Annotated in this window: 15 protein-coding genes and 1 pseudogene; 5 read left to right on the plus strand and 11 right to left on the minus strand. The window is 72.7% G+C overall.

Going from position 1 to position 25,050, the window contains the following annotated elements; translation table 11 throughout:
* The first annotated feature begins 46 nt into the window (after positions 1–46).
* From AOK01_RS09890 to AOK01_RS43475, 3 genes are all read left to right on the plus strand, one after another.
* Complete coding sequence (locus AOK01_RS09890; RefSeq protein ID WP_055510564.1) at positions 47–1,555, plus strand: ABC transporter substrate-binding protein; 1,509 nt, start codon at positions 47–49, stop codon at positions 1,553–1,555.
* Between the two features lie 395 nt (positions 1,556–1,950).
* A complete protein-coding gene (locus AOK01_RS09895; protein ID WP_079103306.1) occupies positions 1,951–3,489 on the plus strand; it encodes an ABC transporter permease subunit in 1,539 nt (512 codons plus the stop codon).
* Positions 3,482–3,751 carry a hypothetical protein gene (locus tag AOK01_RS43475; RefSeq protein ID WP_157871248.1) on the plus strand — a complete coding sequence of 90 codons (270 nt, stop codon included), beginning with the start codon at positions 3,482–3,484 and terminating at the stop codon, positions 3,749–3,751. Before AOK01_RS09895 ends, AOK01_RS43475 begins: the two co-directional genes overlap by 8 nt.
* 61 nt (positions 3,752–3,812) lie before the next feature.
* Here AOK01_RS43475 and AOK01_RS09900 read toward each other — a convergent pair whose 3' ends face one another.
* The 6 genes from AOK01_RS09900 to AOK01_RS09925 all read right to left on the minus strand — a co-directional run bounded on the left by AOK01_RS09900 (position 3,813) and on the right by AOK01_RS09925 (position 13,411).
* Positions 3,813–5,321 (minus strand): MFS transporter, encoded by a 1,509-nt coding sequence (locus AOK01_RS09900; RefSeq protein WP_055510565.1) that lies wholly within the window; start codon positions 5,319–5,321, stop codon positions 3,813–3,815.
* Positions 5,322–5,805: 484 nt separating this feature from the next.
* Positions 5,806–8,574 carry an NHLP bacteriocin export ABC transporter permease/ATPase subunit gene (locus AOK01_RS09905; protein ID WP_055510574.1) on the minus strand — a complete coding sequence of 923 codons (2,769 nt, stop codon included), beginning with the start codon at positions 8,572–8,574 and terminating at the stop codon, positions 5,806–5,808.
* Between the two features lie 103 nt (positions 8,575–8,677).
* Positions 8,678–10,894, minus strand: a complete 2,217-nt coding sequence (locus AOK01_RS09910) for an NHLP family bacteriocin export ABC transporter peptidase/permease/ATPase subunit (RefSeq protein ID WP_107099778.1) — start codon at positions 10,892–10,894, stop codon at positions 8,678–8,680.
* A gap of 47 nt (positions 10,895–10,941) precedes the next feature.
* On the minus strand, positions 10,942–11,748 hold the full coding sequence (locus AOK01_RS09915) for a biotin/lipoyl-containing protein (RefSeq protein ID WP_055510567.1): 807 nt from the start codon (positions 11,746–11,748) through the stop codon (positions 10,942–10,944).
* A 280-nt stretch (positions 11,749–12,028) separates the two neighbouring features.
* Positions 12,029–12,244, minus strand: coding sequence for a hypothetical protein (locus AOK01_RS09920; protein ID WP_055510568.1), 216 nt, complete (start codon positions 12,242–12,244; stop codon positions 12,029–12,031).
* A 471-nt stretch (positions 12,245–12,715) separates the two neighbouring features.
* Positions 12,716–13,411, minus strand: coding sequence for a type 1 glutamine amidotransferase domain-containing protein (locus tag AOK01_RS09925; RefSeq protein WP_055510575.1), 696 nt, complete (start codon positions 13,409–13,411; stop codon positions 12,716–12,718).
* A 611-nt stretch (positions 13,412–14,022) separates the two neighbouring features.
* On the opposite strand from AOK01_RS09925, the gene AOK01_RS09930 reads away from it, so the two are divergent.
* Complete coding sequence (locus AOK01_RS09930) at positions 14,023–15,354, plus strand: S1 family peptidase (protein WP_055510569.1); 1,332 nt, start codon at positions 14,023–14,025, stop codon at positions 15,352–15,354.
* A 179-nt stretch (positions 15,355–15,533) separates the two neighbouring features.
* On the opposite strand, the gene AOK01_RS09935 is transcribed toward AOK01_RS09930, so the two are convergent.
* On the minus strand, positions 15,534–17,684 hold the full coding sequence (locus AOK01_RS09935; RefSeq protein WP_055510570.1) for a SpoIIE family protein phosphatase: 2,151 nt from the start codon (positions 17,682–17,684) through the stop codon (positions 15,534–15,536).
* A gap of 503 nt (positions 17,685–18,187) precedes the next feature.
* Here AOK01_RS09935 and AOK01_RS46295 point away from each other — a divergent pair.
* Positions 18,188–18,526 (plus strand): annotated as a pseudogene (locus tag AOK01_RS46295) (LuxR C-terminal-related transcriptional regulator); the annotation flags it as partial.
* On the opposite strand, the gene AOK01_RS46300 reads toward AOK01_RS46295, so the two are convergent.
* The 4 genes from AOK01_RS46300 to lanKC form a co-directional block, all read right to left on the minus strand.
* Positions 18,452–20,377 carry an ATP-binding cassette domain-containing protein gene (locus AOK01_RS46300; protein ID WP_055510571.1) on the minus strand — a complete coding sequence of 642 codons (1,926 nt, stop codon included), beginning with the start codon at positions 20,375–20,377 and terminating at the stop codon, positions 18,452–18,454. The pseudogene AOK01_RS46295 and the gene AOK01_RS46300 sit on opposite strands and share 75 nt — an antisense overlap.
* Entirely contained in the window at positions 20,374–22,122 is a 1,749-nt protein-coding gene (locus tag AOK01_RS09945; protein ID WP_055510576.1) for an ABC transporter ATP-binding protein, read from the minus strand. The genes AOK01_RS46300 and AOK01_RS09945 overlap by 4 nt, the downstream gene beginning before the upstream one ends.
* 200 nt (positions 22,123–22,322) lie before the next feature.
* Positions 22,323–22,436 carry a SapB/AmfS family lanthipeptide gene (locus AOK01_RS09950; protein ID WP_055510572.1) on the minus strand — a complete coding sequence of 38 codons (114 nt, stop codon included), beginning with the start codon at positions 22,434–22,436 and terminating at the stop codon, positions 22,323–22,325.
* A gap of 102 nt (positions 22,437–22,538) precedes the next feature.
* Positions 22,539–25,050, minus strand: a 2,512-nt coding sequence (gene lanKC, locus AOK01_RS09955) for a class III lanthionine synthetase LanKC (protein WP_055510573.1), incomplete at its 5' end; no start/stop codon positions are given.

Consider the following 25,050-nt stretch of genomic DNA (forward strand, 5'->3'; position numbering starts at 1 on the left):
GCCCCGTTCGCCCGCCGCGCCCCACCCCGAACGAACGAAAGAGACCATGCCCTCAACGCCGCGCCGTCGCCGGTTCGTCGCCGGACTGCTGCTCGCCCCCCTGCTCACCGGCTGCTTCGCCGCCGAGGGCGGTGACGCGTCCGCCGGCGGTTCGGAAGGCTCCCGGCTGAAGGTCGCGCTCGCCTTCCCGCCCGCCGAGAACTTCTCCCCGTACGGCGCCGACGCCACCCTCCTCAGCAGGCTCGGCGTCACCGAGGGTCTGACCCGCCTCGACGCCAACGGCGTCGCAGCCCCCGCGCTCGCCGAGTCGTGGAGCCGAGAGAACGACCGCGGTTGGCTGTTCACCCTGCGGGACGCCGCCTTCCAGGACGGCACCGAGGTCACCCCGAAGGCCGTCGCCGCGGCCCTCACCCGCGCCGCGGGCGCCGACCCCGTGACCGCCGCCCTGTCCGGCGTCGAACTCACCGCCGAGGCCGCGGACGACGGCCGCGTACGCGTGACCACCGCCGAGCCCGACCCCGCCCTGCCGTTGCGCCTGTCCAGCCCCGGCCTGGTGATCCTCTCGGCCGAGGCGTACGCCGAGAAGGACGCCGTCAGCCCCGTCGGCACCGCCACCGGACCCTTCGAACTCGTCAAGGTCACCGGCACCACCGCGGCCACCCTCGACCGCTACGACGACTACTGGGGCGGACGCGCCCAGGCCTCCGGCGTCGACGCGAGGTTCATAGCCGACGGCACCGCCCGGACGAACGCGCTGCGCACCGGCGAGGCCGACATCGCCGAGGCCGTACCCGTCTCGCAGGCGGCGTCCCTCGACAGGGCGTCCCGCCGCGAGACGGCCACCACCCGCACCACCAGCCTGTTGCTCAACACCCGGTCGGGCGCCCTCAAGGACCCGAAGGCGCGGGCCGCCGCCCGCGAGGCGATCGACACCTCCGTCCTCGCCAAGGGCGTCTACGAAGGCCACGCCGACTCCGGCGCCGGCATCTACGGTCCCGCCCTGACCTGGGCGGCCGACAAGCGGGTACAACCGGCCGGCCGGGCCGCGGCGGACGTCACGGCCGTCGCGGCAGGGCAGACGCTCACCCTGGCCACGTACGACAACCGGCCCGAGCTGCCCGAGGTCGCGCAGGTGCTGAAGCAGCAGCTGGAGAAGGCCGGGTTCAAGGTGAAGCTCCAGGTGCGCGAGTACGCGCGGCTCGAAAGCGACGCGCTGGCCGGGAAGTTCAACGCGGTCGTGTCCGCCCGCAACACCATGCTCGACACCGGCGACCCCGTCTCCATCCTGGCCGGCGACTACACCTGCGAGGGCAGCTACAACCTGGCACTGCTCTGCGACGAGAAGGTCGACAGGGCCGTCTCCGCGGCCCAGTCGGTCACCGACACCGCGAAGCGGCAGGACGCGGCGATGACCGCCGAGGCGGCGATCCTCGGTACGGACGCCGTCGTGCCCCTGGTCCACCAGCGGATCATCACGGGCGTCGGCGCCGAGGTCAGCGGCGTGCTGCTCGACCCGTACGAGCGCGGCCTCGTCGGCGTCGGCACCCGACGCTGACGCGGGCGACGGCTCACGTGCTCAAGACCGCCGTACGAGCCTCCGTACGAGCCTCTGTACGAGCTTCCCTGCGAGCTTCTGTACGCGGCGGGGCGCCGGTGCTGCTCTGGCGCGCCGTCCTCGTCGCCGTCCTGCTGTGCGGCGTGGGGCTGCTGCCGTGGCTCTCGCGCACGGACCCGGCGCTCACCGTGCTCAGGGCGCGGTCCGCCGAACGTGCCCCGACCCCTGACGTACTGGACGCGATCCGCGGCCAACTGGGCCTGGACGCCGGTCCTGTGCGGCTGCTGGGTGACTGGCTCGGCGGGCTGCCGCACGGTGACGCGGGCCGGTCCTGGATCTCCGGCGCGGACGTCACGCCGTCGGTCCTCCAGGCACTCGGGGCCTCGCTGCTGCTGATGGGCGGGGCGCTGGCCGTCGCGGCCGTCACCGCGGGTGCCGCGTGCGCGCGGACCCTGCGGCTCGGGGCCGCGCGACGGCTCGGAGAGCGGCGCTCCGCGGGCACCGGCTCGGCGCTCCTGGCCACGCTGCCCGACTTCCTGACCGCCTCGGTGCTCGCCTCCGTCGTCGGCGTGCAACTCGGCTGGCTGCCCGGCCTCGGCTGGTACGGCCCCCGGTGGATGGTGCTGCCCGCGCTCTCGCTCGGCCTGCCCGCGGGCGCGCTGCTCGGGCGGATGCTCGACGACCTGCTGCCGGGCGCGTTCGCCGAACCGTGGGCGCTGGCGGCCGCCGCGCGCGGGGTGCGCGGCCGGAGCGTCGCACGGCAGGCGCTGCGCCGCTGTGTGCCCGGACTCCTGCCGAACGTGGGGCTGTTCGTCGTCGGGCTGACCGGCGGCGCGGTCGCCGTGGAGCAGGTCTTCGACATCCCTGGGCTCGGGCGGCTCTCCTTGCAGGCCGCGGTGGCGCAGGACCTGCCCGTCCTCCAGGCCGGCACCCTGGCCCTCGTCGTGCTGGCGGCGGCCGTCGGAGGCCTCGCCCGCCTCACCGCCCGCCTCCTGATCGGCCCTGCCCTGCGCGACGGCGCGCTGCCCTCACTGCACCGCCCGACGCCGTCCCGTCCCACGACACCGCCTCTGCTGTACGGCGGACTGCTGCTCGCCGTCGTCGCCCTGGGCCTGACCCGGGACCCCCTCGAACTGGACACCACGGCCCGGCTCCGCTCCCCTTCCTGGGCGCATCCGTTCGGCACGGACGCGCTGGGGCGCGACGTTCTGGCCCGGGTCGGCCACGGAGCGCTGGACACCCTGGCCCTGGCCGCCGCCGTCAGCGTGGCCGCGCTCGTCCTCGGCGTACTGCTGGGGCTGCTGCCGCGGTTCTCCGGGCCGCTGGTCGACACGGTCAACGCCGTGCCGCCGGTACTCGCCGCACTCCTCGTCACCGCGGTCGCGGGCAGCGGGCGCGCCACCCCGGCCCTCGCGGTGACCGCCGTGGCCTGGGCGCCGCTCGCCGCCCACACCTCGGCCCTGCTCCGACAGGAGCGGGCCACCACGCACCTGGCGGCGACCCGGGGCCTGGGCGCGAGCCCGCTCCAGTTGCTCCGCCACGAGCTCCTCCCGGCCGTCCTGCCACCGGTCCTGCGCCACGCGCTGCTGCGCCTGCCGGGGGTGGCCCTGGCTCTCGCGGCCCTCGGCTTCCTAGGTCTGGGCGCCCAGCCGCCGTCCCCGGAGTGGGGCCTCCTGCTGTCCGAGAACCAGCCGTACGCGGAGCGGGCACCCTGGGCCTCACTGGCACCGGCCGCGGCGCTGGCCCTGCTGGGCGCCGTTGCGGTCACGGCGGGGGGAGGGGTCCGACGGCCCCGGGTTCTGCGCGTGCGACGCCGGGCCGCAGGGGATCCCGCACAGCCCGTGGCCGGGGGGCACGCAAGGCCCCTGGCCACGGGCTCGGCCGACGAGGTGCCGGTCCCGGTCGCGGGCCCGGCGCGGAGGGAGGATGCCTGAGCCGACGCCCTCGCCGGACCCGAGCGGCAGAGGCGGCGGCAGTCGCACCGAGCCGGGTCGCCCCAGGAGGAGAGTCCCGCTCTCACTCCGGGTCTTCGCGGTCCTGCTCTCCCTCGCCGAGCACCTCGGCACGGCGATCGGCAGGGCGGGCCGGCTGGTGCTCGCCGCCGCCGCGCCCCGCTTTCAGGGGCGCGGGGAACCGCGCGACCAGCCCCCACGGCGCCGCAGACAACAGTCGGGTCAAGGGGATGCCACGCAGTGAAGAGGGGCCACCGTCTCCCTGAAGACGGCGACCCCTCAGCTTTGGGTGAGCTTCCGGTGGCTCACATGTGGACGACCGGCGCGGCGTCCGGGTCCTGCTCGGCAACCCCGCGGTGGTAGAGCAGAAACGTGATCAGCGCGCCCGCCGCGAAGAATCCGGCCGACCACCAGAAGGCGGTGGTGTAGCTCTCGATCGTCGACTGGGCCCTGACCAGCTTGTCCGCGGGGTCCTTGCCCGCCAGGTAGCTGGTCGCGGCGCTCGCGGCGAGTGTGTTCAGGAGCGCGGTACCGATGGAACCACCCACCTGCTGCATGGTGTTGACCGTCGCCGAGGCGACACCCGCGTCCGCCGCCGCGACCCCGCTCGTGGCCAGGGCCATCGCGGGCGGCATCACGATGCCGAGGCCGGCGCCCATCACGAGCAGCGGCGGCAGTACGGCGGTCGAGAAGTCGGAGTCGACCCCGATGCCGGTCAGCCAGACCATCGCGACCGCGGCGAGCGCGAAGCCCGTCGGGATGATGATCTTCGGTCCGATGCGCGGCACCAGCACCGTGGTGGACACCTGGGCCATGATCATCAGGGCCGCCATCATCGGCAGGAAGGCCACACCGGTCTTGGTCGGGCTGAAGCCCAGGTTCAGCTGCAGGTAGTAGGTGAGGAAGAGGAAGACGCCGAACATGCCCGCACCGGTCACCAGGACGGCGATGAACGAGGCCGCGCGGGTGCGGTTCAGCAGGACACGCATCGGCAGCAGCGGGTGCGCGGCACGGGTCTGCCACCAGGTGAACACCGTCAGGAGGACACCGGCCGCCACCAGGAAGCCCCAGGTCTGGGGCGAACCCCAGTCGTGGGTCTCGGCGTTGGAGAAGCCGTAGACGACGGAGAAGAGACCGGCGGAGACCAGCAGCGCGCCCGGCAGGTCCAGCTTGGAGTTCGCGGCGTCACGGCGGTTGCTCAGCAGTACCCAGCCGCCCGCGAAGGCGACGACGGCGAAGACGAGGTTGACGTACAGGGTCCAGCGCCAGTCCAGCGCGTCCGTCAGCACACCGCCGAGCAGCAGCCCGACGGCACCGCCCGCGCCGGCGATCGCGCCGTACACGCTGAACGCCTTGGCGCGCTCCTTGGCGTCGGTGAACGTCGTGTTCAGGAGCGAGAGCGCGGCGGGCGCGAGAAGGGCGCCGAAGACACCCTGGAGGGCGCGCGCGGTGACGAGCATCCCGAAGCTGTTCGCCATGCCGCCGAGCACGGAGGCTCCGGCGAATCCGGCGACGCCGACGAGGAAGGCGGGCTTGCGCCCGAAGAGGTCGGCTATCCGGCCGCCCAGCAGGAGCAGCGAGGCGAAGGCGAGCGCGTACGCCGTGACGATCCACTGCCGGTTGCCGTCGGTGAACCCGAGGTCGGCCTGCGCGGACGGCAGCGCGATGTTCACGATGGTCGCGTCCAGCACCACCATCAACTGCGCGATTCCGACGATCGAGAGGATCCACCAGCGGTTCGCCGGCGGCGCCGCGCCGGACGGGTCCGCCGTGCCCTTGGGGGCACTTTCGGACAGGGTCTGTGTCTTTGGCATGGGAGCACCAACTCCAGGGAGAGTTCGCTCGGCACGGGCCGCACCTAAACGAAACTGTTTCGTACGCCTTGAGGCTAGACCACTTTTATCGAAACGGCAAAGTTTCGCAAGCGAGACGAGGATCACACGTCGGCGGCGCACCTGAGCCGCGTACCTGAGCTGCGTCTTTTCCGTGGCGCCGGGCGGGAGATGTGCCTCTCCGCCCTCGGCGCGCAGGCCGCGTGGAGGTGGCCGAAGGGGCCACGTGGCGGCGCCCGGCGGGCCTGACCGGGACGCCTGACCGGGGCGCGCGGCCGGGGCGTCTGGCCGGCGCACCGGGCTGCGTCTTTTGCATGTGCCGGGCGGGAGGTGTGCCTTTCCGCCTCGGCGCGCAGGCCTGCGCGGAGGTGGCCGAGGGGGCATTGCGGCGGCCTCGGCAGGGGTACCTGACCGGGCCGCCCGGCAGGGGCACCTGCCGCGGACACCCGGCCGGGCGCCCAGGGCCCTAGCGCATCTGCCGCCGTACCAGCTCGTGCAGTCGGCCGCCCGTGTCCGCCAACAGCTGGGCGGGCGAGCCCTGTTGGGCGATCCGGCCGTCCTCCATCACGATGACGCGGTCCGCGTCCATGACGGTGGACAGCCGGTGCGCGATCACCACGCGGGTGGCGTTCAGCGCGCGGGTGCTCTCGATGACCGTGCGCTGCGTCTCGTTGTCGAGGGCGCTGGTCGCCTCGTCGAAGAAGAGGATGCGCGGGCGGCGGATCAGGGCCTGGGCGATCATCAGCCGCTGGCGCTGGCCGCCGGAGACCGCGCCGCTGCCGGAGACGATGGTGTGCAGCCCCATCGGCATGCGCCGGATGTCCTCGGCGAGCCCGGCCATCTCCGCGGCGGCCATCGCCTCCTCGGGCGTGTAGGGCTCCGCGCCGCAGATGACGTCCAGGATCGAGCCGGTGAACGGCTGCGCGTGCTGGAGCACGACACCGCACTGGCGGCGTACGGCCGACTGGTCGAGCGCGGCCAGGTCCTGGCCGTCGTACAGCACACTGCCCGATACCGGCTTGTCGAAGCCGATGAGCAGCCGCAGCAGCGTGGACTTGCCGCAGCCGCTGGGCCCGACGACCGCCACGAACTCGCCGGGCCGGATGGCGAAGGACAGGTCGTCGAGGACCAGCGGCCCGTCGTCGGTGTAGCGGAAGGACAGCTTCTTCGCCTCGATGGCACCGGACAGCTCGGCGGGGCGCGTGCTCGCCACCCGCACCTCGGGCGTCGCGTCGAGAACCGGCTTGATCTCCTCGAACATCGGCAGCGCCGCGACCATCGACACGAAGGCGCCCGTCAGCTGGGTGACCGACGTCAGCAGCATGGTCATCGAGGTGTTGAACGTCAGGAAGGCGGCGGCCGACAGCGAGCCGCGCGCGGGGCCCGCCAGCAGCATGAACATGATCAGCGAGCAGAGCGGCAGGTACACCGCGCCCAGCACGGTCGTGAGGTTCTTGATCCGGCCGACCCGCTGCTGGAGCTCACGGCTGCGGGCGAACTCGCCCGCCCAGGCCGCGTACGCGTAGTTCTCCGCCGCCGCGACCCGCAGCTTCGGCAGACCGCGCAGGGTCTGGAAGGCCTGGTTGTTGAGTTTGTTGCTCAGCACGACCAGCCGGCGCTGCCAGCGCACCTGCCACAGACCCAGCCCGAGGAACACCGCGGCGATCACCACGAGCATGCCGATCGCGGCGAGTGCCATCGGGACGCTGAACCAGAACAGCAGCGCGAGGTTCATCGCGCCGACCGTCACCGACTGGACCACCACCGGGCCGAGGCCCGCCATCATGCGGCGGATGGCGCTGATGCCCATGGCGGCACTGGCCAGTTCACCGGTGGAGCGCGAGGTGAAGAACTTCGTGGGCAGCCGAAGCAGCCGGTCCCACACGGCCGGCTGGAGCGTCGCCTCGATACGGCCCTCAAGGCGCAGCATGGTGAGGTTCTGCATCAGCATGAACGCCGCCGACACCACACTGGCGACCATGATGGCCAGGCAGATCTGGACGATCAGGCTCTCCTGGGCCTTCGGTACGAACTCGCCGAGCACCTTGCCGGTCGCGATCGGCACCAGCGCGCCGAGCGCCACCGTCACCAGCCCGCTGAGCGCCAGATTGCGCATGTCCGAGCCGGTGCCCTGGAGGCTGAACCGCAGCAGCCGCAGCGGGGTCAGCCCGCGCTCGGGCAGCGGCCGGTAGAACATCACCCCCCGCGGCTCGAACTCCGCCGCGTTGGCCTTCTCGACCGGTGTCTCCCGGCCGCTCGACGGATGCACCGCCACATATCCGCCGCGCCGCCACAGCAGCGCGACCGGCGCGCCCGAGGCGACCCGGTGGCCGACGAGCGCGCCGACGTTGTCGCGCCACCAGCGCCCGTCGAGACGTACGGCACGCGCCCGGACGCGGGAGGCGAGCGCGATCCGCTCGACCGGGTCGAGCCGGTCGCTCTCCGTGCCGCCCTTCGCGGGGTCGGAGAGGGTGATCCCGGCCGCGCGGGCGACGAGCCTGCACGCCGCGTACGTGGCATCGGCGTCGGCCGCGCCGGGGCCAGGACCCGAGCGCTTGGAGATGGAGGCCAGCAGCGTGCGGTCGGCCTGGGCGCGGACGGCCTCGCCCGCCTTGATGCCCGCGGCCGTCCGGTTCTCGTGGGTGCGCTCCAGCTGTTCGATCCAGCGGTCGAGCGTGGCCAGCAGCCGGTACTGCTGGTCGACCATCGTCTGCCACATCGCCGGGTCGACCAACAGGTCCGCCGCGGCCTCAGCGCCGTACAGGGAGCCGTACCGCACACTGCCCGGCGGCACCTGCATCCACAGGATGTCGTCGTCGGTGAGGGCCGCGCCCCGCTCGGTGGCCAGCGGCGCCTCGAACAGGATGGCGAGGCCCCGGCCGATGCCGAGGGAGAGGGCGTACTCCAGGGGGCTGGTCGACGGGGGTACGTATTGAGGGTTGCCGTACGCGTCGTACGTCCAGGTCTCCGTCTGCGGAGGCTGGTACAACTCGCGCAGTTCGACGCGGCGCAGGACGCACTCGCGCAGCGGCCTGCCGACGAGCGTGTGCTGCGGTCCCGCGACCGGGCCGAGCAGCAGCGACCCCGCTTCGAGCCGGCCGAGGTGGTGCCAGTGGCCCTGCTGGGCCGCGTCGACGGCGAACAGGTCCATGGCCCCGGCCGCGACGAGCCACAGGACGTGCGGCCCTTCGAGGTCCAGGCGGGTGAGGCCCGAGCCGTCGACGGGAGCGCCCATGCCGCCGAGCGCGGCGAGCACGTAGTCACCCTCGGCGACGGGCTGTTGATGCTGTTCTTCGTTCTGCTGAGGCTGGTGATGTTGCGGGTACGCGGACGTCATCTCATCGCTCCCTGACCAGCTCGGCGTACGCGCCGCCGGCCGCCACCAGGGCGTCGTGACGCCCGCGTTCCACGATCGTGCCGTGCTGGAGCACCACGATCTCGTCGCTGTCCCGCACGGTGCTGAGCCGGTGCGCGATCACTACACAGGCACACCCGCGCCTGCGCAGGTTGTCCATCACGAGCTGCTCGGTCTCCGCGTCCAGCGCGCTCGTCACCTCGTCGAGCACCAGGATGCTGGGCCTGCGGACCAACGCCCGCGCGATCTCCAGGCGTTGACGCTGGCCGCCGGAGAAGTTCCGGCCGTCCTGCTCGACCCGGCTCTGGACACCGCCCGGACGGCGCATCACCACGTCGTACAGCGCCGCGTCCCGGAGCGCGGCGACCACCGCCTCGTCCGGGACCGACGGGTCCCACAGGGCGATGTTGTCGCGGACCGTGCCCTCGAAGAGGAAGACGTCCTGGTCGACGAAGGAGACGGACGACGCGAGCGCACCGCGCGGGATGTCCTCCAGCCGCTGCCCGTCGATCCGGATCACGCCCTCCCAGGGCGCGTACAGACCCGAGATCAGCCGGGACACCGTCGACTTGCCGCTCCCGGAACCGCCGACGAGGGCGACCTGCCGGCCGGGGCCGACCGTCAGCGAGAACCCGGAGAGCAGCGGCTTGTCGAGCGGGCTGTAGCCGAAGGTGATGTTCTCCAACTCGACGTGGCCCTGCAGCCTGCGGGTACTGTCGCCGGCGCCGCGCCGCGAGTAGAGCGGGTCCGCGGCGAAGTTCTCGACGTCCTTCAGGCGTGCCACGTCGGCCGCGAAGTCCTGGATGCGGCCTGCGACACCGTTGAGCCGGGTGATCGGCGCGGTGAACCGGGTCACCAGCGCCTGGAACGCGACGAGCAGACCGATGGAGATGTGCCCCTCCACCGCCCGCATCCCGCCGATCCACAGGATCAGGGCGCTGTTGAGCGTCGCCAGCGTCGGCGCGACGACCCCCAGCCAGGCGCTCGGCACACCGAGGCGCTGCTGCTCCTCCAATGTGGTGGCGTGCTGCCCCGCCCACTTGCGGAAGTAGCCGTCCTCGCCGCCGGTCGCCTTCATCGTCTCGATCAACTGCAGCCCGGTGTACGCCGTGTTCGTCAGTCGTGCGTTGTCGGCGCGCAGCTTCGCCGTACGGGTCGCCCGCAGCCGGATCACCACCCGCATGGCCACCACGTTGAGCAGGGCCACCCCGATGCCCACGGCGGTGAGCTGCGGGTCGTAGGTGTAGAGCAGCACGGCGTACAGGACCACGACGACCGCGTCCACGCCCGCCGCCGCGAGGTCCCGGGCCAGTGTCTCGGCCACCGCGTCGTTGGACTGGAGCCGTTGCACCAGGTCGGCCGGGCTGCGCTGGGAGAAGAAGGTGACCGGCAGGCGCAGCAGGTGCCGGAGGAACTTGGCGCTGCTGAGCGTGGAGGAGATGAGCCGGCCGCGCAGCAGGTTCGCCTGTTGCAGCCAGGTCAGCACCACCGTCAGGAGCACGCTGGCGCCCATCGACGCGAACAGCACCCACAGCAGCGAGGTCTGCCCGCCGATCAGGAACATGTCGATGTAGGTACGGCTGAGCGCGGGCACGGCGGCGCCGACCGCCACCAGCAGCAGGCTGGCCAGCACGGCCGCGGGCATGGTGCCCGACGTGCCGCGCAGCCGGGCCGGCATGGCGCCCATGACGCCGGGCTTGCGGCCGCCCTTCTCGAAGTCGGGACCCGGTTCCAGGACCAGTACGACGCCCGTGAAACTGGTGTCGAAGTCCTCCATGGGGACGAAACGCCGGCCCTTGCCGGGGTCGTTGATGTGCACCCCGCGCCGGCCGAAGCGGCGGCCCATCCCGTCGTAGACGACGTAGTGGTTGAACTCCCAGAACAGGATCGCCGGAGCGTGCACCTCGGCGAGGGCCGCCGTGTCCATCTGCATGCCCTTGGCGGTGAGGCCGTAACTGCGCGCCGCCTTCAGCAGGTTGCTGGCCCGTGAGCCGTCGCGCGAGACGCCGCAGGCGATGCGCAGCTCCTCCAGCGGGATGTGCCGCCCGTAGTGGCCGAGGACCATCGCCAGGGAGGCGGCGCCGCACTCCACGGCCTCCATCTGGAGGACGGTGGGCGTACGGACGTTTCTGCCCCGGCCCTTGGGGACCTTGCGCTTGGGCGGCGCGGTGCGGCGGCGGCCCCGTACAGGAGGCGGCAGTCGGTCCTCGGCGGTGTGGGTGGTGGACGAGGTGTCCTGGGGCGCGGTCACGGCAGGAGCCAATCGATCGGGCGCTGGTCGTCCAGGCGGATCGAGCCGGAGGCCATGACCATGGAGTCGAGCCGGAACGGCGGCCCCTGTACGGACGACCACTTGTAGCCGGACTTCGTGCCCGACGACCGGTCGAGCCGGACGAGGACGGCCACGGGCCTGCCCTTCTCGGTGAACTGCTCGCCCAGTTGGCTGTCGCCGAGGAAGGCGGCGATCTGCTGTGGTGACTGGGCGGCCCGGTCGACCGACTTCACATGGCCGCGCAGCACCCCGTACTCCTGGGTCGGTACGGACTGGACGGTCAGGTCGACGGCGGCGTCCGAGGGGATCGTGGCGGCGTTCTCGGCGGGCACGTACACCGTCGCGTACAGCGGGTCGTCGGTGTCGGCGACCTTCTCCACGGCGGCGACGTTCGTGCCGGTGCTGACGATCGCGCCGATCGTCGCGGCGAGCCCGGTGACCCGGCCCGCGGCGACACTGCGTACGACCGTCTCGCCCTTCGCGGTACGGACCTTGAGGACGGGGGCGTTCGCGGCGATCCGCCGGCCCTGCTCGGTGAGGACCGCGGTGACCTGGCCGGAGACGGGGCTCTGCAGGAGGTAACTGCCCTGCCCGTGCGTGAGGATGGCGGGCGCGCTCACGGTGGACGCCACGGAGCCCGTCACGGCCCAGACCGACGCGGCCGCCATGACGACGACGGTTACGGCCAGCACGAGCCAGCCCTGGGGCCGGGCGAACCGCACCGGCAGGTCGAGCTCCTCCGGCGACTGCAGCTTGGCGAGGGCCTGTTGGCGGAACTGCACGGGACTTCCCTCACCTGCGAGTGACTGACGGCGACCCCCGCGAGCAAGCCAAGGGGGCGCGCCTGTGGCGAAGGGGCACACCTACGGCGAGTGAGCCGAAGGGGCGCGCCGGTGTCGAGAGGCCGAACGCGCGGAGGCCCGACGAAGGAGGGTCGAGCACGATCGGCCTCTCGACACCGGCTTTTGCGCCCCGGAGGCGAACCGAGCCTCAAAAAATACAGTCCCGGAACCGGGGGGATGGTTCCGGGACTCACGGCACGCTAGGCGATCACAGAAGTGATCAGAGACCGGCGACCAGGCCGGTGACCGGCGCGGTGCTCAGGCCGGTCGCGCCCTCGACGGTGCCGACGGCGGTGTCGACCAGGCCGGAGACCGGGGCGATGCCGTTCACGACACCGGTGACGGTGCTGACGGCGTTGAGCGCGAGGCCGCCGGAGACGTTGTCGAGGTCCGCGTCGGAGATCTCGGCGGTCTGGACCTGGGGGGTGGAGTTCATGATGGAACTTCCCTTCCTATTGATATTCACAAGGGGGGAGCGGCCCCTCTGGGGACAGATGTTCGGCCGCGACCGCGAGCGCCCGGATCCCGGAACCGGAACCCCGGAAACGGAAACCGCACGGCCCCCGCGGTGCAATGGATCAAAGCACGGTGGCGCGTCGCGTATCCAATCAACGGACCATGTGATCGGGGTGTGGGAGAGGCGGATCGGTTCATCCGTGCAGGCCCGTGCACCGTGTGGTGGCGACTTCTTCACACGGCCCGGGGGTCATTCACATCTCGGCGACAAGTGCCGGGATGCTGAATCGGGCACACCTCTCCAATGACGCGGCACGCGACGCTCCGTTGTGCGGATTCGTCGCGTGCCGTGACCTGGGTGCGTATTCGATGTGCAGATTTCCTGAAGCCGGGATTCCGCTCCGGCCGAGGAACAGACTGTGACTGCCGTGTAGCAGAGTGCGAGGAGTGGTCAGCCGAGCTTCTTCAGGAGCTCGGCGGCGAGCGGCGCGGAGGAAGCGGGGTTCTGGCCGGTGACGAGGTTCCGGTCGACGACGACGTACGGGGCCCACGGCTCGCCCTCCTCGAAGCGGGCACCGAGCCCCACCAAACGGTCCTGGAGCAGCCACTTGGCCTTGTCGGCGAACCCGGCCTCGGTCTCCTCGATGTTGCTGAACCCGGTCAGGCGGTAGCCCGCGAAGGCGTTGTCGCCGTCCTTGTCGGTGGCGGCCAGCAGTGCGGCCGGGCCGTGGCAGACGACTCCGAGCGGTTTGCCGGACTCCAGGGCGCGGGTGAGGAGCCGGCCGGAGTCGGCGTCGACCGAGAGGTCCTCCATGGGGCCGTGGCCGCCGGGGTAGTAGACGGCCGCGTAGTCGTCGAGGTCGACGTCCTCCAGGCGGATCGGACGCCGCAGCGCGTCGAAGGAGGCGAGGGCAGCGGCGACCTTGTCCGCGCCCTCCTGCCCGCCGTTGAGCTCGGGGGCCAGGCTGCCCTTGTCCACGGTCGGCGCGACACCGCCCGGGGTGGCCACGACGACCTCGTGGCCCGCGGCCCTGAACGCCTCGTAGGGGGCGACGGCCTCCTCGGCCCAGAAGCCGGTCGGGTGCTTCGTGCCGTCTGCGAGGGTCCAGAAATCGGCACCGGTCACTACGAAAAGAATCTTCGACATGCCTCGAAGGTAGGTCGCCTGCAGACGGAGCTCCAATTGGGTGATCCATTGGAGGGCATCGCATTTCCGATGGCGTCACGCGAATGGACCCGGAAGAGCCAGGAAGAGCCAGGGAGAGACTGTGCCCGTATTCCGGCCGCTTTCGCCCGCCGCACTGCATTCCGGCCGGATATAGGCGCGATATCGGCCGAGCGGCGCCTACGTCTTTCCCGTATGCCGAGCCGTAAACCCCCTTAGACCTCGTAAACCCCACGCGTACACCGTGACCGCACGGGCGGTACGGCCCAGCGCCCTCCGTCGTCTCCACTGTCTCCGTCGTCTCCGCTGTCTCCGCGGACGGCCGGAGTTCGAGCAACCAGAGGGCGAGCCGTCCGCAGGCGGCAGATCCGGAGGCGGCCGGTCCGCGTCGGCCGTGGTCAGCGTCGCGCGGACGTGATCCCCCGGCGCCCCGGGACGTACATCCGGCGTGGCTGATTCGTGCTTTCGCAAAGGAAGTTGGGCAGGGGCGTTGAACGCCCCACGCACCGCTTGCGTATCAACAGCCATCCAGGCGCCCGCAGTCAGCTGCCGTTCGGCGGCTCGGACCCCCCAGTCCCCAGGAGGTCAAGAAGTTGAGTCACAAGCGGATACCCAAGCGCAAGGCCGTCATAGCAGCAGGAGGCGTGGTCGCGCTCGGCGCGGCGGCGCTCATCCTCCCCAACGCGATGGCGTCCCAGACCGATGCGACGGAAGGTGCCGCGCCCAGAACGCTGAAGGCCGCGGACGCGTCCGACCTCGCCTCGCAGCTGGCCGAACAGCTCGGCGAAGCCTTTGCCGGTGCGTACTACGACTCCGGCAAGCAGCAGCTCGTCATCAACGTCGTGGGCGACAACAACAACATCATCCTGGCGCAGAAGGCGGGTGCGGTCGTCCGGGAGGTCGACAACTCCACCGCCGCGCTCAAGTCGGCCTCGCAGACGCTGAAGGCCGACGCGACCATCCCCGGCACCTCCTGGGCCGTCGACCCCCGGACGAACAAGATCCAGGTCACCGCCGACAGCACCGTCACGGGCGCAAAGTGGGACCAGCTGGAGTCGACCGTCCAGACCCTCGGTTCGGGCATGGCGACCATCAAAAAGTCCGCCGGTGAGTTCAAGACGTTCGTCGAGGGCGGCGACGCCATCTTCGGTGGCGGCGCACGCTGCTCGCTCGGCTTCAACGTCGTCGCCGACGACGGCACCCCGGCCTTCCTGACCGCGGGTCACTGCGGTGTCGCCGCCGCCGAGTGGTCGGACGCGCAGGACGGCGCGCCGATCGGCACGGTCGAGACCGCCACGTTCCCCGGAGACGGCGACTTCGCCCTCGTCAAGTACGACGACCCGGCGACCGAGGCGCCCAGCACGGTGAACACCGGCGAGCAGAGCGTGGAGATCACGCAGGCGGCGGAGGCCGCGGTCGGCGAGGCGGTCCAGCGGATGGGCAGCACCACCGGCCTCAACGAGGGCCAGGTCACGGGCCTCGACGCCACCGTGAACTATCCGGAGGGCACGGTCACCGGCCTCATCCAGACCGACGTCTGCGCCGAGCCCGGTGACAGCGGCGGCTCGCTGTTCACCGAGGACGGCAGCGCGATCGGCCTCACCTCGGGCGGCAGCGGCGACTGCACCATCGGCGGCGAGACCTTCTTCCAGCCGGTGACCACCGCGCTGACCGCGGTGGGCGCGACCCTCGGTGCGGGCGACGCGGGTGCCGGCGCCGGTGAAGAGGCCGGCGCGGGCGACGAAGCCGGCGCGGGCGAAGAGGCCGGGGCGGGTGAGGAAGCCGGCGCCGGCGGTGACGCGGTCGGCGGCGAGGAAGCAGGCGCCGAGGAGCAGGTCGGCGGCGCCGAAGACCAGGCCGGCCAGACCGGCGAAGGACACGGCGACGGTGCGGACGACGACTCGGGCCTGGTACGCAACCAGTGACCCGACCGTAGGTCGGTAACGGCGCCGTTCGGAGCGGCCCGGTTCCCTCCGGCGGGAGGACCGGGCCGCGCCGAGCGGAGAGCGAGTGGGGCCGGTTGGGGCCGGCTCCCGCTCGCAGGGCCGAGCGGCACGAGGCCCCGGGCTCGTACGTACGTCCGTACGTACGAGCCCGGGGCCCGTCAGTCGGCCCGCGCGCGGAGCAGCAGCAGGGCCACGTCGTCCATCCGCTGCTCCGCCGTTCCGCTGTGCTGTACGAGGCTGTCGGCCACCTCGTCCAGCGGGCGGTCACCGATCTCCCCGAGGCGCTCCGCCACCCCGGCCAGCGCGTCCTCGATGTCGATGCCGGGGGATTCGATCAGCCCGTCGGTGTAGAGGGCGAGCAGCGAGCCGGGCGGCAGCGCCACATCGGTCGTCGGGTAACCGGCCGCCGCGTCGATGCCAAGGAGCGGCCCGCCGGCCAGGTCGAGCACCCGTACCTTGCCGTCCGGCCTTCTCAGCAGCGGCGGCGGATGCCCCGCGCGGGACATCACGAGCTGCCCGTGCGCCGGGTCCAGACGCAGATAGACACAGCTCGCGAAGAGTTCGGTGCCCAGGTCGATCAGCAGCCGGTTGGTGCTGCTCATCACCTCCCCGGGCGACTGGCCGACGGTCGTGTACGCGCGTACGGCGGTACGCATCTGACCCATCAGCCCGGCCGCGGTGACGTTGTGTCCCTGCACGTCCCCGATCACCGCCGCGGCCTCCCTGCCGGTCGGGACCAGGTCGTAGAAGTCCCCGCCGATCTCCATGCCCCGGGTGGCCGGCAGATAGCGGGCGGCCGCCTCCATGCCGGGCAGCGCGGGCAGTGAGTGGGGAAGCAGCGCGGCCTGCAGGCCGTGTGCCAGCCGGTGCTTGGCGTCGTAGAGGCGGGCCCGGTCCAGTGCCTGCGCGACGAGCCCGCTGAGGCTGGTCAGTACGGCGCGCTCGTCGGCGGGGAAGGGATGCGGTTGCGCGTACGCGAGCACACAGGTGCCGACCGGCCGCCCGGACGCGATGAGCGGCAGGAACGCCCAGGCCGCCAGGTCGTCGGCGGACAGGCTCAGATCCGGGTAGAGGTGCGACAGTTCCCGGCGGGATTCGAAGAAGGCCGGCAGACCGCTCCGCAGTGCGTGCGTGCCGGGTGTCCGATCGGTCAGCGGTATCCCGTCGAACCGCTCCACGGCCTGCGGGTTCGGGTAGCCGCGGTGCCCGAGGACGTGCAGCCGGCCCGCCTCCGAGCCGAGCATCACCAGACCCTGGCTGCCGACGGCGGGCGCGATCTCGTCGGCGACCAGCTGCACGACGTCCTGCACGCCCACCGCCTCCGTGAGCGTCCCGGCCAGGCTCAGGACCTGGGAGATGGTGACGAGACGGGTGCCGGTCTCCGCGTGCTGGAAGGCGGCGCGGCTCTCCCGCGCCACGGCCCGTGCCCGGGTGATCCGCAGGCTCAGCCCGTTGGTACTGGGATGGAGCCGGAACGACAGCCAGTCCGCGGGCGGCCGCATCGCCACGAACGACGTCGCCCGCTGGCTGAGCAGCGCGGCGCGGTAGCGGTCCTCGTAGACCGGGTCGTTCAGCCAGGACACCGACGCCCACAGCTGGGTGCCGAGCAGCGCGCCGACCGGCAGCCCGAGCAGTTCGGACGCCGCCGTGTTGGCGAAGGTGATCCGTCCCCGCAGATCCAGCGCACACAACCCGTACGGCAGGCGCGCCACCATCCGCGCGGCCTCGACCGTACCGAGCGCCCCCGCCACGCTCGTCATCGGCGCCGGGGCGAGCAGATCGGGTTCGGCCCGGACCTGGTGGCCGCTCTCGTACGCGCGCTCCAGCCGGATCGCGAGCCGGTCGCAGGCGGCCGTGAGATGGTCCCGCTCCCAGTCGGACAGTTCCGCGGGATGCGCGCCCGGCCAGGTCACGAAGACCGCTCCGTAGGTGGCACGGTCGGTCGCCACCGGCAGCGCGGCCAGCGCGAACGGGTACGGCAGGACCACCGAGATCCGCGGATAGCGGCGGGCCATCTCCTCCTCGCCGCCCACCCACACGAACCGCCGGTGCCGCGCCGCCTCCGCCATCGGGATCGGCGCGCTCAGCCCCACCCGCTCCCAGGGAGCCGCGAACGCCCTGGGCAGCCCCGCCATCACCGCCATCTCCAGTACCGGTTCGCCGGGAGTCAGCAGGTACACCGCGCCGGAGTGGGCGTGCACGTCGTCCATGAGGGCGGCCAGTGTCAGCGAGAGCAGCGGCCGGCCGACCGGCCCCGCCGCGGCCCGGGACGGATGCCCGGACGTCTGCCAGTCGGACACGCCGACCACCTCCTCCCTCGGACACGCGAAGGAGCCCAGAGGTCAAGGCTCCCTCGTCAGGGCGGTTCCCGCACGGCGAGGCGGCCCGGGTGAGCCGTGGCGGTCGCCCGTACGCCGCCGCGCGCCCCGGTGGCTGGTTCTTCACGCCCGGGAAAAGGGATAGGTGGGACGCGCCGGTGAATGGGCACGCGCAGAAAGCAACGCAATAGGTGGGAGCGCGGCCACGACGGTCCGGCCGGTCAGAAGACGGACCCGCCGGACGGACCAGCCGGACACACCAGCCGGACGGAACGGTCAGGGGAATGGGCGGACGGGGTACGGGAGGGGCGGATGTGATCCGGGTGCTTCTGGTGCATGACGTATGTCTGGTGAGGTCGGTGCTGGCGGAGTGGCTCCGCCAGGAATCCGACCTGCTGGTGTTCGAGGCTCCGTGGTGCGGTGCGCCCAGCAGCGCTCGGTCGTTGCAGCCGGACATCTGCGCGGCCGATCTCGAACGGGCGGACTCGCACGGAATGCCGCCGCTGGGCGAACTCTGCGGTCGCGACGAGCAGGATCCCCGGCTGCTGGTGCTGGCCACGGCGCGAAAGCCCGGTCTCCTGCGGCGCGCCTTCGACGCCGGCGCGCGCGGCTTCGTGGACCAGGAGGGTTCGCCGCAGCGGCTCGTCTCCGCGATCCGGAGCGTGGCCGCGGGCGAGCGCTTCGTCGACGACTCGCTCGGCTTCGGCTTCCTCCAGGCGGCTCGGATGCCGCTGACCCGAAGAGAGCTGAGTGTGCTCTCACTCGCCGCCGACGGTGCCTCCGTCGCGGAGATCGCCTGCAGTCTCCATCTGTCCAACGGGACCGTGCGGAACTACATGGCGGCCATCACGCGCAAGACCGGCGCCCGCAACCGCGTCGACGCCATCCGGATCTCGCAGGGAGAGGGCTGGTTGTGAGGGCCCGGACCAGGCCCCGACCAGGTCCCGGTAGAGGGGCGAGCGCTCCAGCAGCTCCGCGTGGTCGCCGTACGCGGTGCGAGGCCCGTCCATGACCAGCACCCGGTCGGCCCGCAGAGCGGAGCTGACCCGGTGCGCCACCACGACGAGGGTGCCGCCCCGTCGTGCGAAGGCGTGCTCCGCGCGGGCCTCCGCCGCGGGGTCGAGGTGACAGGTCGCCTCGTCGAGCAGGACCAGGGGGGCGTACGCGAGGTGGGCGCGCGTCAGCGCGATGAGCTGGCGCTCGCCCGCCGACAGGGTGCCCGGGGCGATTTCGGCCGTCGGTCCGCCCAGTCTGTCGAGCAGCGCGGTCAGTCCGACGTCCGCCGCCGCGGCCAGCAGCTCCGCCTCCGGCACGGCCCCCGCCCGAAGATGGCCGAGGTTCTCGGCGAGCGTCCCGGTGTAGACGTACGCCTCCTGCGGGATCAGCACGTGGTGACGTTCCGTGGGGCGGGCGCCGGGCACCTGGTGTACGTCCACATGTACGTCCACGGAACCACCGGTCGGCCGGAGGAGCCCGGCCATGAGCGCGGCGAGCGTGGACTTGCCGATGCCGCTGGGGCCCACGACCGCCAGGTGGGTGCCGTGGGGGATCGACAGATCGAGGTCCTCGATCACGGGCTCGCTGGCGGGGCCGTAGGCGAAGGTGACATGGGAGAGGGTGACGTGGGAGAGGGGGACGGCTGCGGCTGCCGGTGGGGAGGGGCGCGCGGCCGAGGCCGGCGCCGGCGCGCGTGCGGCTGAGGGCTCCCGGACGTCGTCCGCGGTGTCCCGGACGGTCGGGACGGTCGGGGCGGTCGGGTCGCCCGGCGAGAGGCGGCGCAGGACCACCGCCAGCCTGGAGCCGCTCGTGCCCAGGCCGTGGATGAGGTTCTGCAGGGCCGGGAGCAGGGACTGACCGACGTACGAGAGGGCGCCCACCAGGGCGCCCGCCGTGACGCCGTGCGCGAGGAGCCAGGGCGCGGTGGCGAGCAGCAGCACGATCGGCAGCTGTCCGCCGATCGTCAGGGACACCACGCGCAGCACGCCCCAGCGGGCCAGCGAGCGCGCCGTACGCTGCTCGGCACCGATCCGTTCCAGCGCGTCGGCGGTGACCTGCTCCTCGGCGCCTGCGGCCGTGATGTCCCGCAACCCCGGGCAGACGGCGCCGAGTTGCGTGGCGAGCTCCTCGTCGGCGACCAGAAAGGCCTCCTGCCGGCGGGTCAGCGGCCGCAGGGTCAGCGCGAACAGGACCAGTGAGGCGGCGAGCGGCGGCACGACCACGAGCAGCAGCAGCGGAGCGAGCGAGAACAGGCCCACCAGGGCGCCCACGGCGGTGAACACGAAGGAACGCGACACCATCACGATCCCGGCGAAGGTGTCGCGGGCGATCTCCACCTGCTGGGTGAGCCGGGACAGCGCGCCCCGGTCCGCGTCCCGCACGCCCCGGTCGACCACGTCCCGCACGAGCCGGTCCCGCAACGGCTCGACCAGCGCGGCCACGGCCAGGTAGACCCGCCCGGTGCCGTACGCCCCGGCGACGACGGCGACGGCGGCGGCCCCGAGCCAGCCGAGTCCCACCGCCGCCCGGCCGGCCAGGAACCCCGCGTCGACGGCCCGCGCCAGCGCGAATCCGGTGAGGAAGGTCTGCCCCGACTCCAGCACGGACCAGGCCGCGAGCCGTGCGACCACCCGCCCCCTGGCCCGCAGGAAGCGGAGCCCACGCCGGTACACACGGTTGCCGCTCATCGGCTGTCTCCGGTGCGCTCGCGGCCCGACGGGTCCGAGCCATCGTCCGCGCCCCCGGCCGGGCCCTCGGCCGCTTCCGCGCCGCTCCCGAACACCCGCCGGTACTCGGCGGAGGACGTCCACAGCTCGTCGTGCCGTCCCACCGCCCGCACCCGCCCTTCGTCCAGCCAGGCCACAGTGTCCGCCCGCGCCGCCGTCGACGCACGATGGGCGACGATCAGCCGGCTGCGTCCGGGCATGTTCCCGAACAGCGCCTCGCTGACGTGGTGTTCGGTCACGGTGTCGAGGCTCGACAGCGCGTCGTCCAGGATCAGCAGCCGCCCACCGCGGGCGAACGCCCGCGCCAGGCCGAGCCGTTGGACCTCCCCGCCGGACAGTGGGGCTCCGGCGCAGGGCGTCGCGTAGCCGTGTGGCAGGCGTCGTACGAAGTCGTCGGCGCGGGCCGTGCGTGCGGCGGCCCGGATCCGGTGCGCCGGGGGCGTGGGGTGGCCGAACCCGATCGTGGCCTCGACGCTGTCACCGAGCAGGGCGGGACGCTCGAAGGCGTAGCCGATCTCGCGGCGCAGCTCGCGCCGGTCCAGTGCGCGCAGCGGCACACCGTCGAGGAGCACGTCACCGCCGTCCGGGTCGGCCAGCCGTCCGGCGAGGGCGGCGAGCAGCGACTTGCCCGTGCCCGAGCGGCCGACGACGGCCAGGGTCGTCCCGCCGGGGACCACGAGGTCCACGCCGTCGAGGACGGTTCGCCCGCCGCGGTGCACGGTGACGCCCCGCAGCTCCAAGTTCCCTCGGCCGCGCGGGAGGTGGCGGGTCCCGTGTGCGGTGGCGGGGACGTCGAGCAGCTCGCCGAGGCGATGGGCCGAGGCCCGCGCCTCGATCAGTCCGCCGAGCCGGCCGACCAGGACACCGACGCCGGACGCCAGCACCGCGTACCGGGAGGCGGCGAGCAACTCGCCGACGCTGAGCGCCTCTCGGGTGAGCAGCAGGCCCGCCGTGGCCAGCACCGCGATCTGCAGCAGCGGCGCCACCGCGACGGCTTGAGCGGCGGCACGCCCCTGGACGCGCCACATCCGGTGGCCTTCGCGGGAGAGTTCGGGAAGCGGGCGCAGGATGCGTGCCACCTCTTTGTCGGCGGTCCCGGCCGCCGCGACGGTGCGAGCTCCGTCGATCGCCTCCGTGAGCGAACCGGCGATCCGGCCCTGCGCGTCCTGGTAACGGGCCACGCACTGCGAGGAGTCGCGCGTGAAGCGCTTGAGGAGCACCGCGATGACGGGCGCCCCGCAGAGGAAGACCAACGCCGGCCGGTAGTCGATCAGCCAGAGCGCCACGATCGCCCCGAGCGGTGTGGCCAGGGCGGCGAGCACCCCGGCGAGGGCCGCGGGTGCGGCTCCCGCCTGGCCTGCGCTGCCCACGAGGCGCGCGACGAGTTCGCCCGGCCCGAAACGGCGGCCGGCCCGCGGGCCCGCGTCCAGCACATGCCTGGTCAGACGCTCGCGCAGCCATGCGGTGGCCCGGGCGTTCGTGGTGGCGCCCAGTACTGTCTCGAAGGCGTCGAGCACCGAGAGTACGAGGATCAGGGCTGTGCAGGAGAGCACCCGGCGCGTGGCCCCGGAGGGGTCGGTGAGCAGGGCGTCGAGCGCCTGCCCGAGCGCGGCCGGCAGCAGCAGGTTCGCCGTCGTCGCGGCCAGCGCCAGCAGGCCCAGGGCCACACAGCGGACACCGCTGTGGCGGGTCGCCGCACGCAGCAGCGCGTCTCCCGTCGAGGCGGGCGGGTGGTCCGAGCGGAACGGTTGGACGCGGTGGGACGAGGCGGCGGGGCCGGGGGAAACAGTCACCGTGCGGCCTCCCGGCACGAGCAGCGAAGAGGAAAGGCGCTACGAGGAGCGGCCCCGGGCGGCCCCGCCTCGTGATGAGACGGGAGCCGTCCGGAGCCGTGGGGCCGGTTCCGTCAGAGACAGAGCGTCACGCTGGCGGCGCTGACGCACGAGAGCAGGCTCAGCGTGCTGTTGCCGCCGCCGGTGATGTCGTCGGACTCCATCGTCTGCAGGTCGAGAAGGGCCATGATTGGTTTCCTTTCGCTGTGTTTCCTGTCCCCGGTCCCTGTTCTCCGGGTGGGGACGGGGTCGGATCGGGTCACGACTCCGCCGGGCGGCGAAGCCGGGTATCAGGGCCGCCGTCGTGGCGGCGGCAGGAACGGCAGTCGAGCGGGCACCTCGTCGTCGAGGGCGGCGGCGAGCGCGAGCAGGCACCCTGCGGTTCCGGTGCCCAGGTCCATGGAGAGGCGCATCATCTGGTGGCCGGGGAAGGCCAGCCGGCCCTGGTAGGACATCGCGAACCAGCCGAGTCCGGTGACCTGCTCGGCGATCCGTTCGGGTGGAGCGCCGGTGCGGTGCAGGTGGAGGATCATGCCGGCCCTGCCCTGGAACAGCCCGGGCTGCGCGTAGAAGCGCGAGGTGGCGGCGGTCAGGATTCCCGCGCGGGCCCGCTCGAACTCGCCCGGGCCGTCGTCCGGCCGGTCCCCGGTGAGTGCGAGGTAGTCGTCGAGCACCATGCCGATTCCGGCGCTGCCGTCGCCGAGGTAGGGCAGCGTGCGCCAGCCCTCGTCGACCTCCAGGCTGCCGCCGGGCTGCGCGACGCAGCACTCCAGGTCCCGGCGCAGCGCCTCGGCGGCCGACGCGAGCAGCGCCGGATCACCGGTCGACTCGTATCGGCGCAGCAGGAACAGGGCGGGGCCGCTCGCGCCGCGCAGGAGTCCGGCACGCCGTTTCCTCGGGGCGCGCCGCGGCTCGGCCAGGCGATCCTGGAGAATTCGGGCCACCTCCGCCGCCCGTGCCTCCAGCTCCGCCTCCCCGGTCGTACGTCCCAGTTCGTCGAGGACCAGACCGAGGCCGGCCAGGCCGCCCTGGAGGTCGGACGACAGCTTGTGCCACTTCTCGTGGAGGACGGTGTCGACGAGGTCCAGCGCCCGCTTCGGGTGCCCGAGCCGGTCGAGGACGTAACCGACGCCGGCGAGCCCGTCGTACAGCCCGAGCGGTGTGCCGGCCGGCACCGGGTCCGTGTGGTCGAGCAGCCAGCGCTCGCCCTCCTCGTACCGGCCCGCTCCGGTCTCCGACAAGGCGTACAGGACGCCCGCCGCGCCGTACGCGAGCCCGAGTCCGCCGCCCTCGGAGAACTGCGCGATGTCGCCGGGGAAGAGCCGGTCGTCGCGCCTCGGGGTGGCCGAGGCGAGGATCGCCCCGACCATCGAGTCCCGGCTGTACGGCCAGTCGCCCGGCTCGGCGAGAGAAGCGTACGGAGAGGAGGGCGCGGCGGTCGCCGGCGTGGCCGCGGGCGGCGGTGAACCGGCCGGGAGCGGTGACGCGGCGGCCCGTAAGGGCGCCGGGGTCCGGGTGATCTCGGCGACCGCCTCCGCCAGGAACGCCCTCGGCACGTCCGGGAACTGGTCGAGGACGACCTCGGCGAGGTGTGCGGCCTTGGCGCGGTCGATCACGAACAACGTGGTGACCGGCATGAACAGGGCGAGCCGCAGGCACGCCAGCGCGTACCGGTCGACGTCCGCGCCCCTGCGGTCGGGCGGCGCGAAGAACCCGGGGTGGGCGACGACCTGGCGACCGTCCTCCTCGATCGGCGCCGCCGCCTCGAAGTCGAGGAGCGAGACCGACCGCTCGTCGGGGGCCACCATGATGTTGAACACGTGCAGGTCGTTGAAGGCGATCCCACGCCCGTGCACGGCCTCCACGGCCTCCTCGACCATGCGGTGGACGCGCAGCGCCCAGGCCGTGTAGCCGGCGACGGCGGCCGGGTCCGGATCGGGGGAGAGCAGCGGATGCCGCTCGGCGAAGAAGGAGTTGAGCGGCCGTCCCTCCAGGAAACTCATGACGAGGAAGCGGTGGTCGCCGAGGGTGAACCAGTCACGCACCTCGGGCACCACACCGAGCCCGGACACCTGCTCCAGGGCCTGCTTCTCCCGGGCGAGCCGGGTGACGGCGTCCGCCCCGTCGGCGGCGAGCCCCGCGTGCGGCCGCCCCTCCTTGAGGACGACCCGCTGTCCGTCCCGGGTGTCGACGCCCGAGTACACGCCGCCGCCGTTGGAGAAGTGCAGTGCCTTCTCGATGCGGTACGGCAGGTCGGCGACCGTCGTGGTGTTGCGTGCCGCGAGCTGCGGTTCCAGGAACGCGGGCAGGGTCACCCACTCCGGCACCTGGAAGGAGGGCGCGCGCCGGTCCGGGACCAGCCGGCCCGCGCCGTCCGTCACCGCGGGCACCAGCGTGCCGCGGTCGTCGACGACGAAGGACCGGGCGAAGGCGCCGTAGCGCACGTACAGCGGTCCCTCGTTCCAGCGCAGGTCGGTGAGGATGTACGGACCTTCGAGCCCCTCCAGCAGTGCGCCCAGTTCCTCCAGCACCGTCTGGAGCTGCCGTTCGTCCGCCGGGTAGACGGTGACGAACTTGCCGCTTCCGTCGCGGGCCGCGTACTTCACGTTCCGCAGGTGCAGCAGCCGCGGTCCCGGGACGAACTTGAACGGGATCGCCCTCGGCACGCAGTAGTCCCACACGATCCCCGCGATCCGCTCCGCGTTCTCCCGCGTGGCCGACGCGTGGATCTTCCACCCTTGGGCAGGCCCGGACCGCGGCCCGCCCTCCGTGTCGACGGGGTCGACGGGGGCGAGGGGGGCG

The sequence above is a fragment of the Streptomyces aurantiacus genome, assembly GCF_001418335.1.
GTDB classification, from domain to species: Bacteria; Actinomycetota; Actinomycetes; order Streptomycetales; family Streptomycetaceae; genus Streptomyces; species Streptomyces aurantiacus.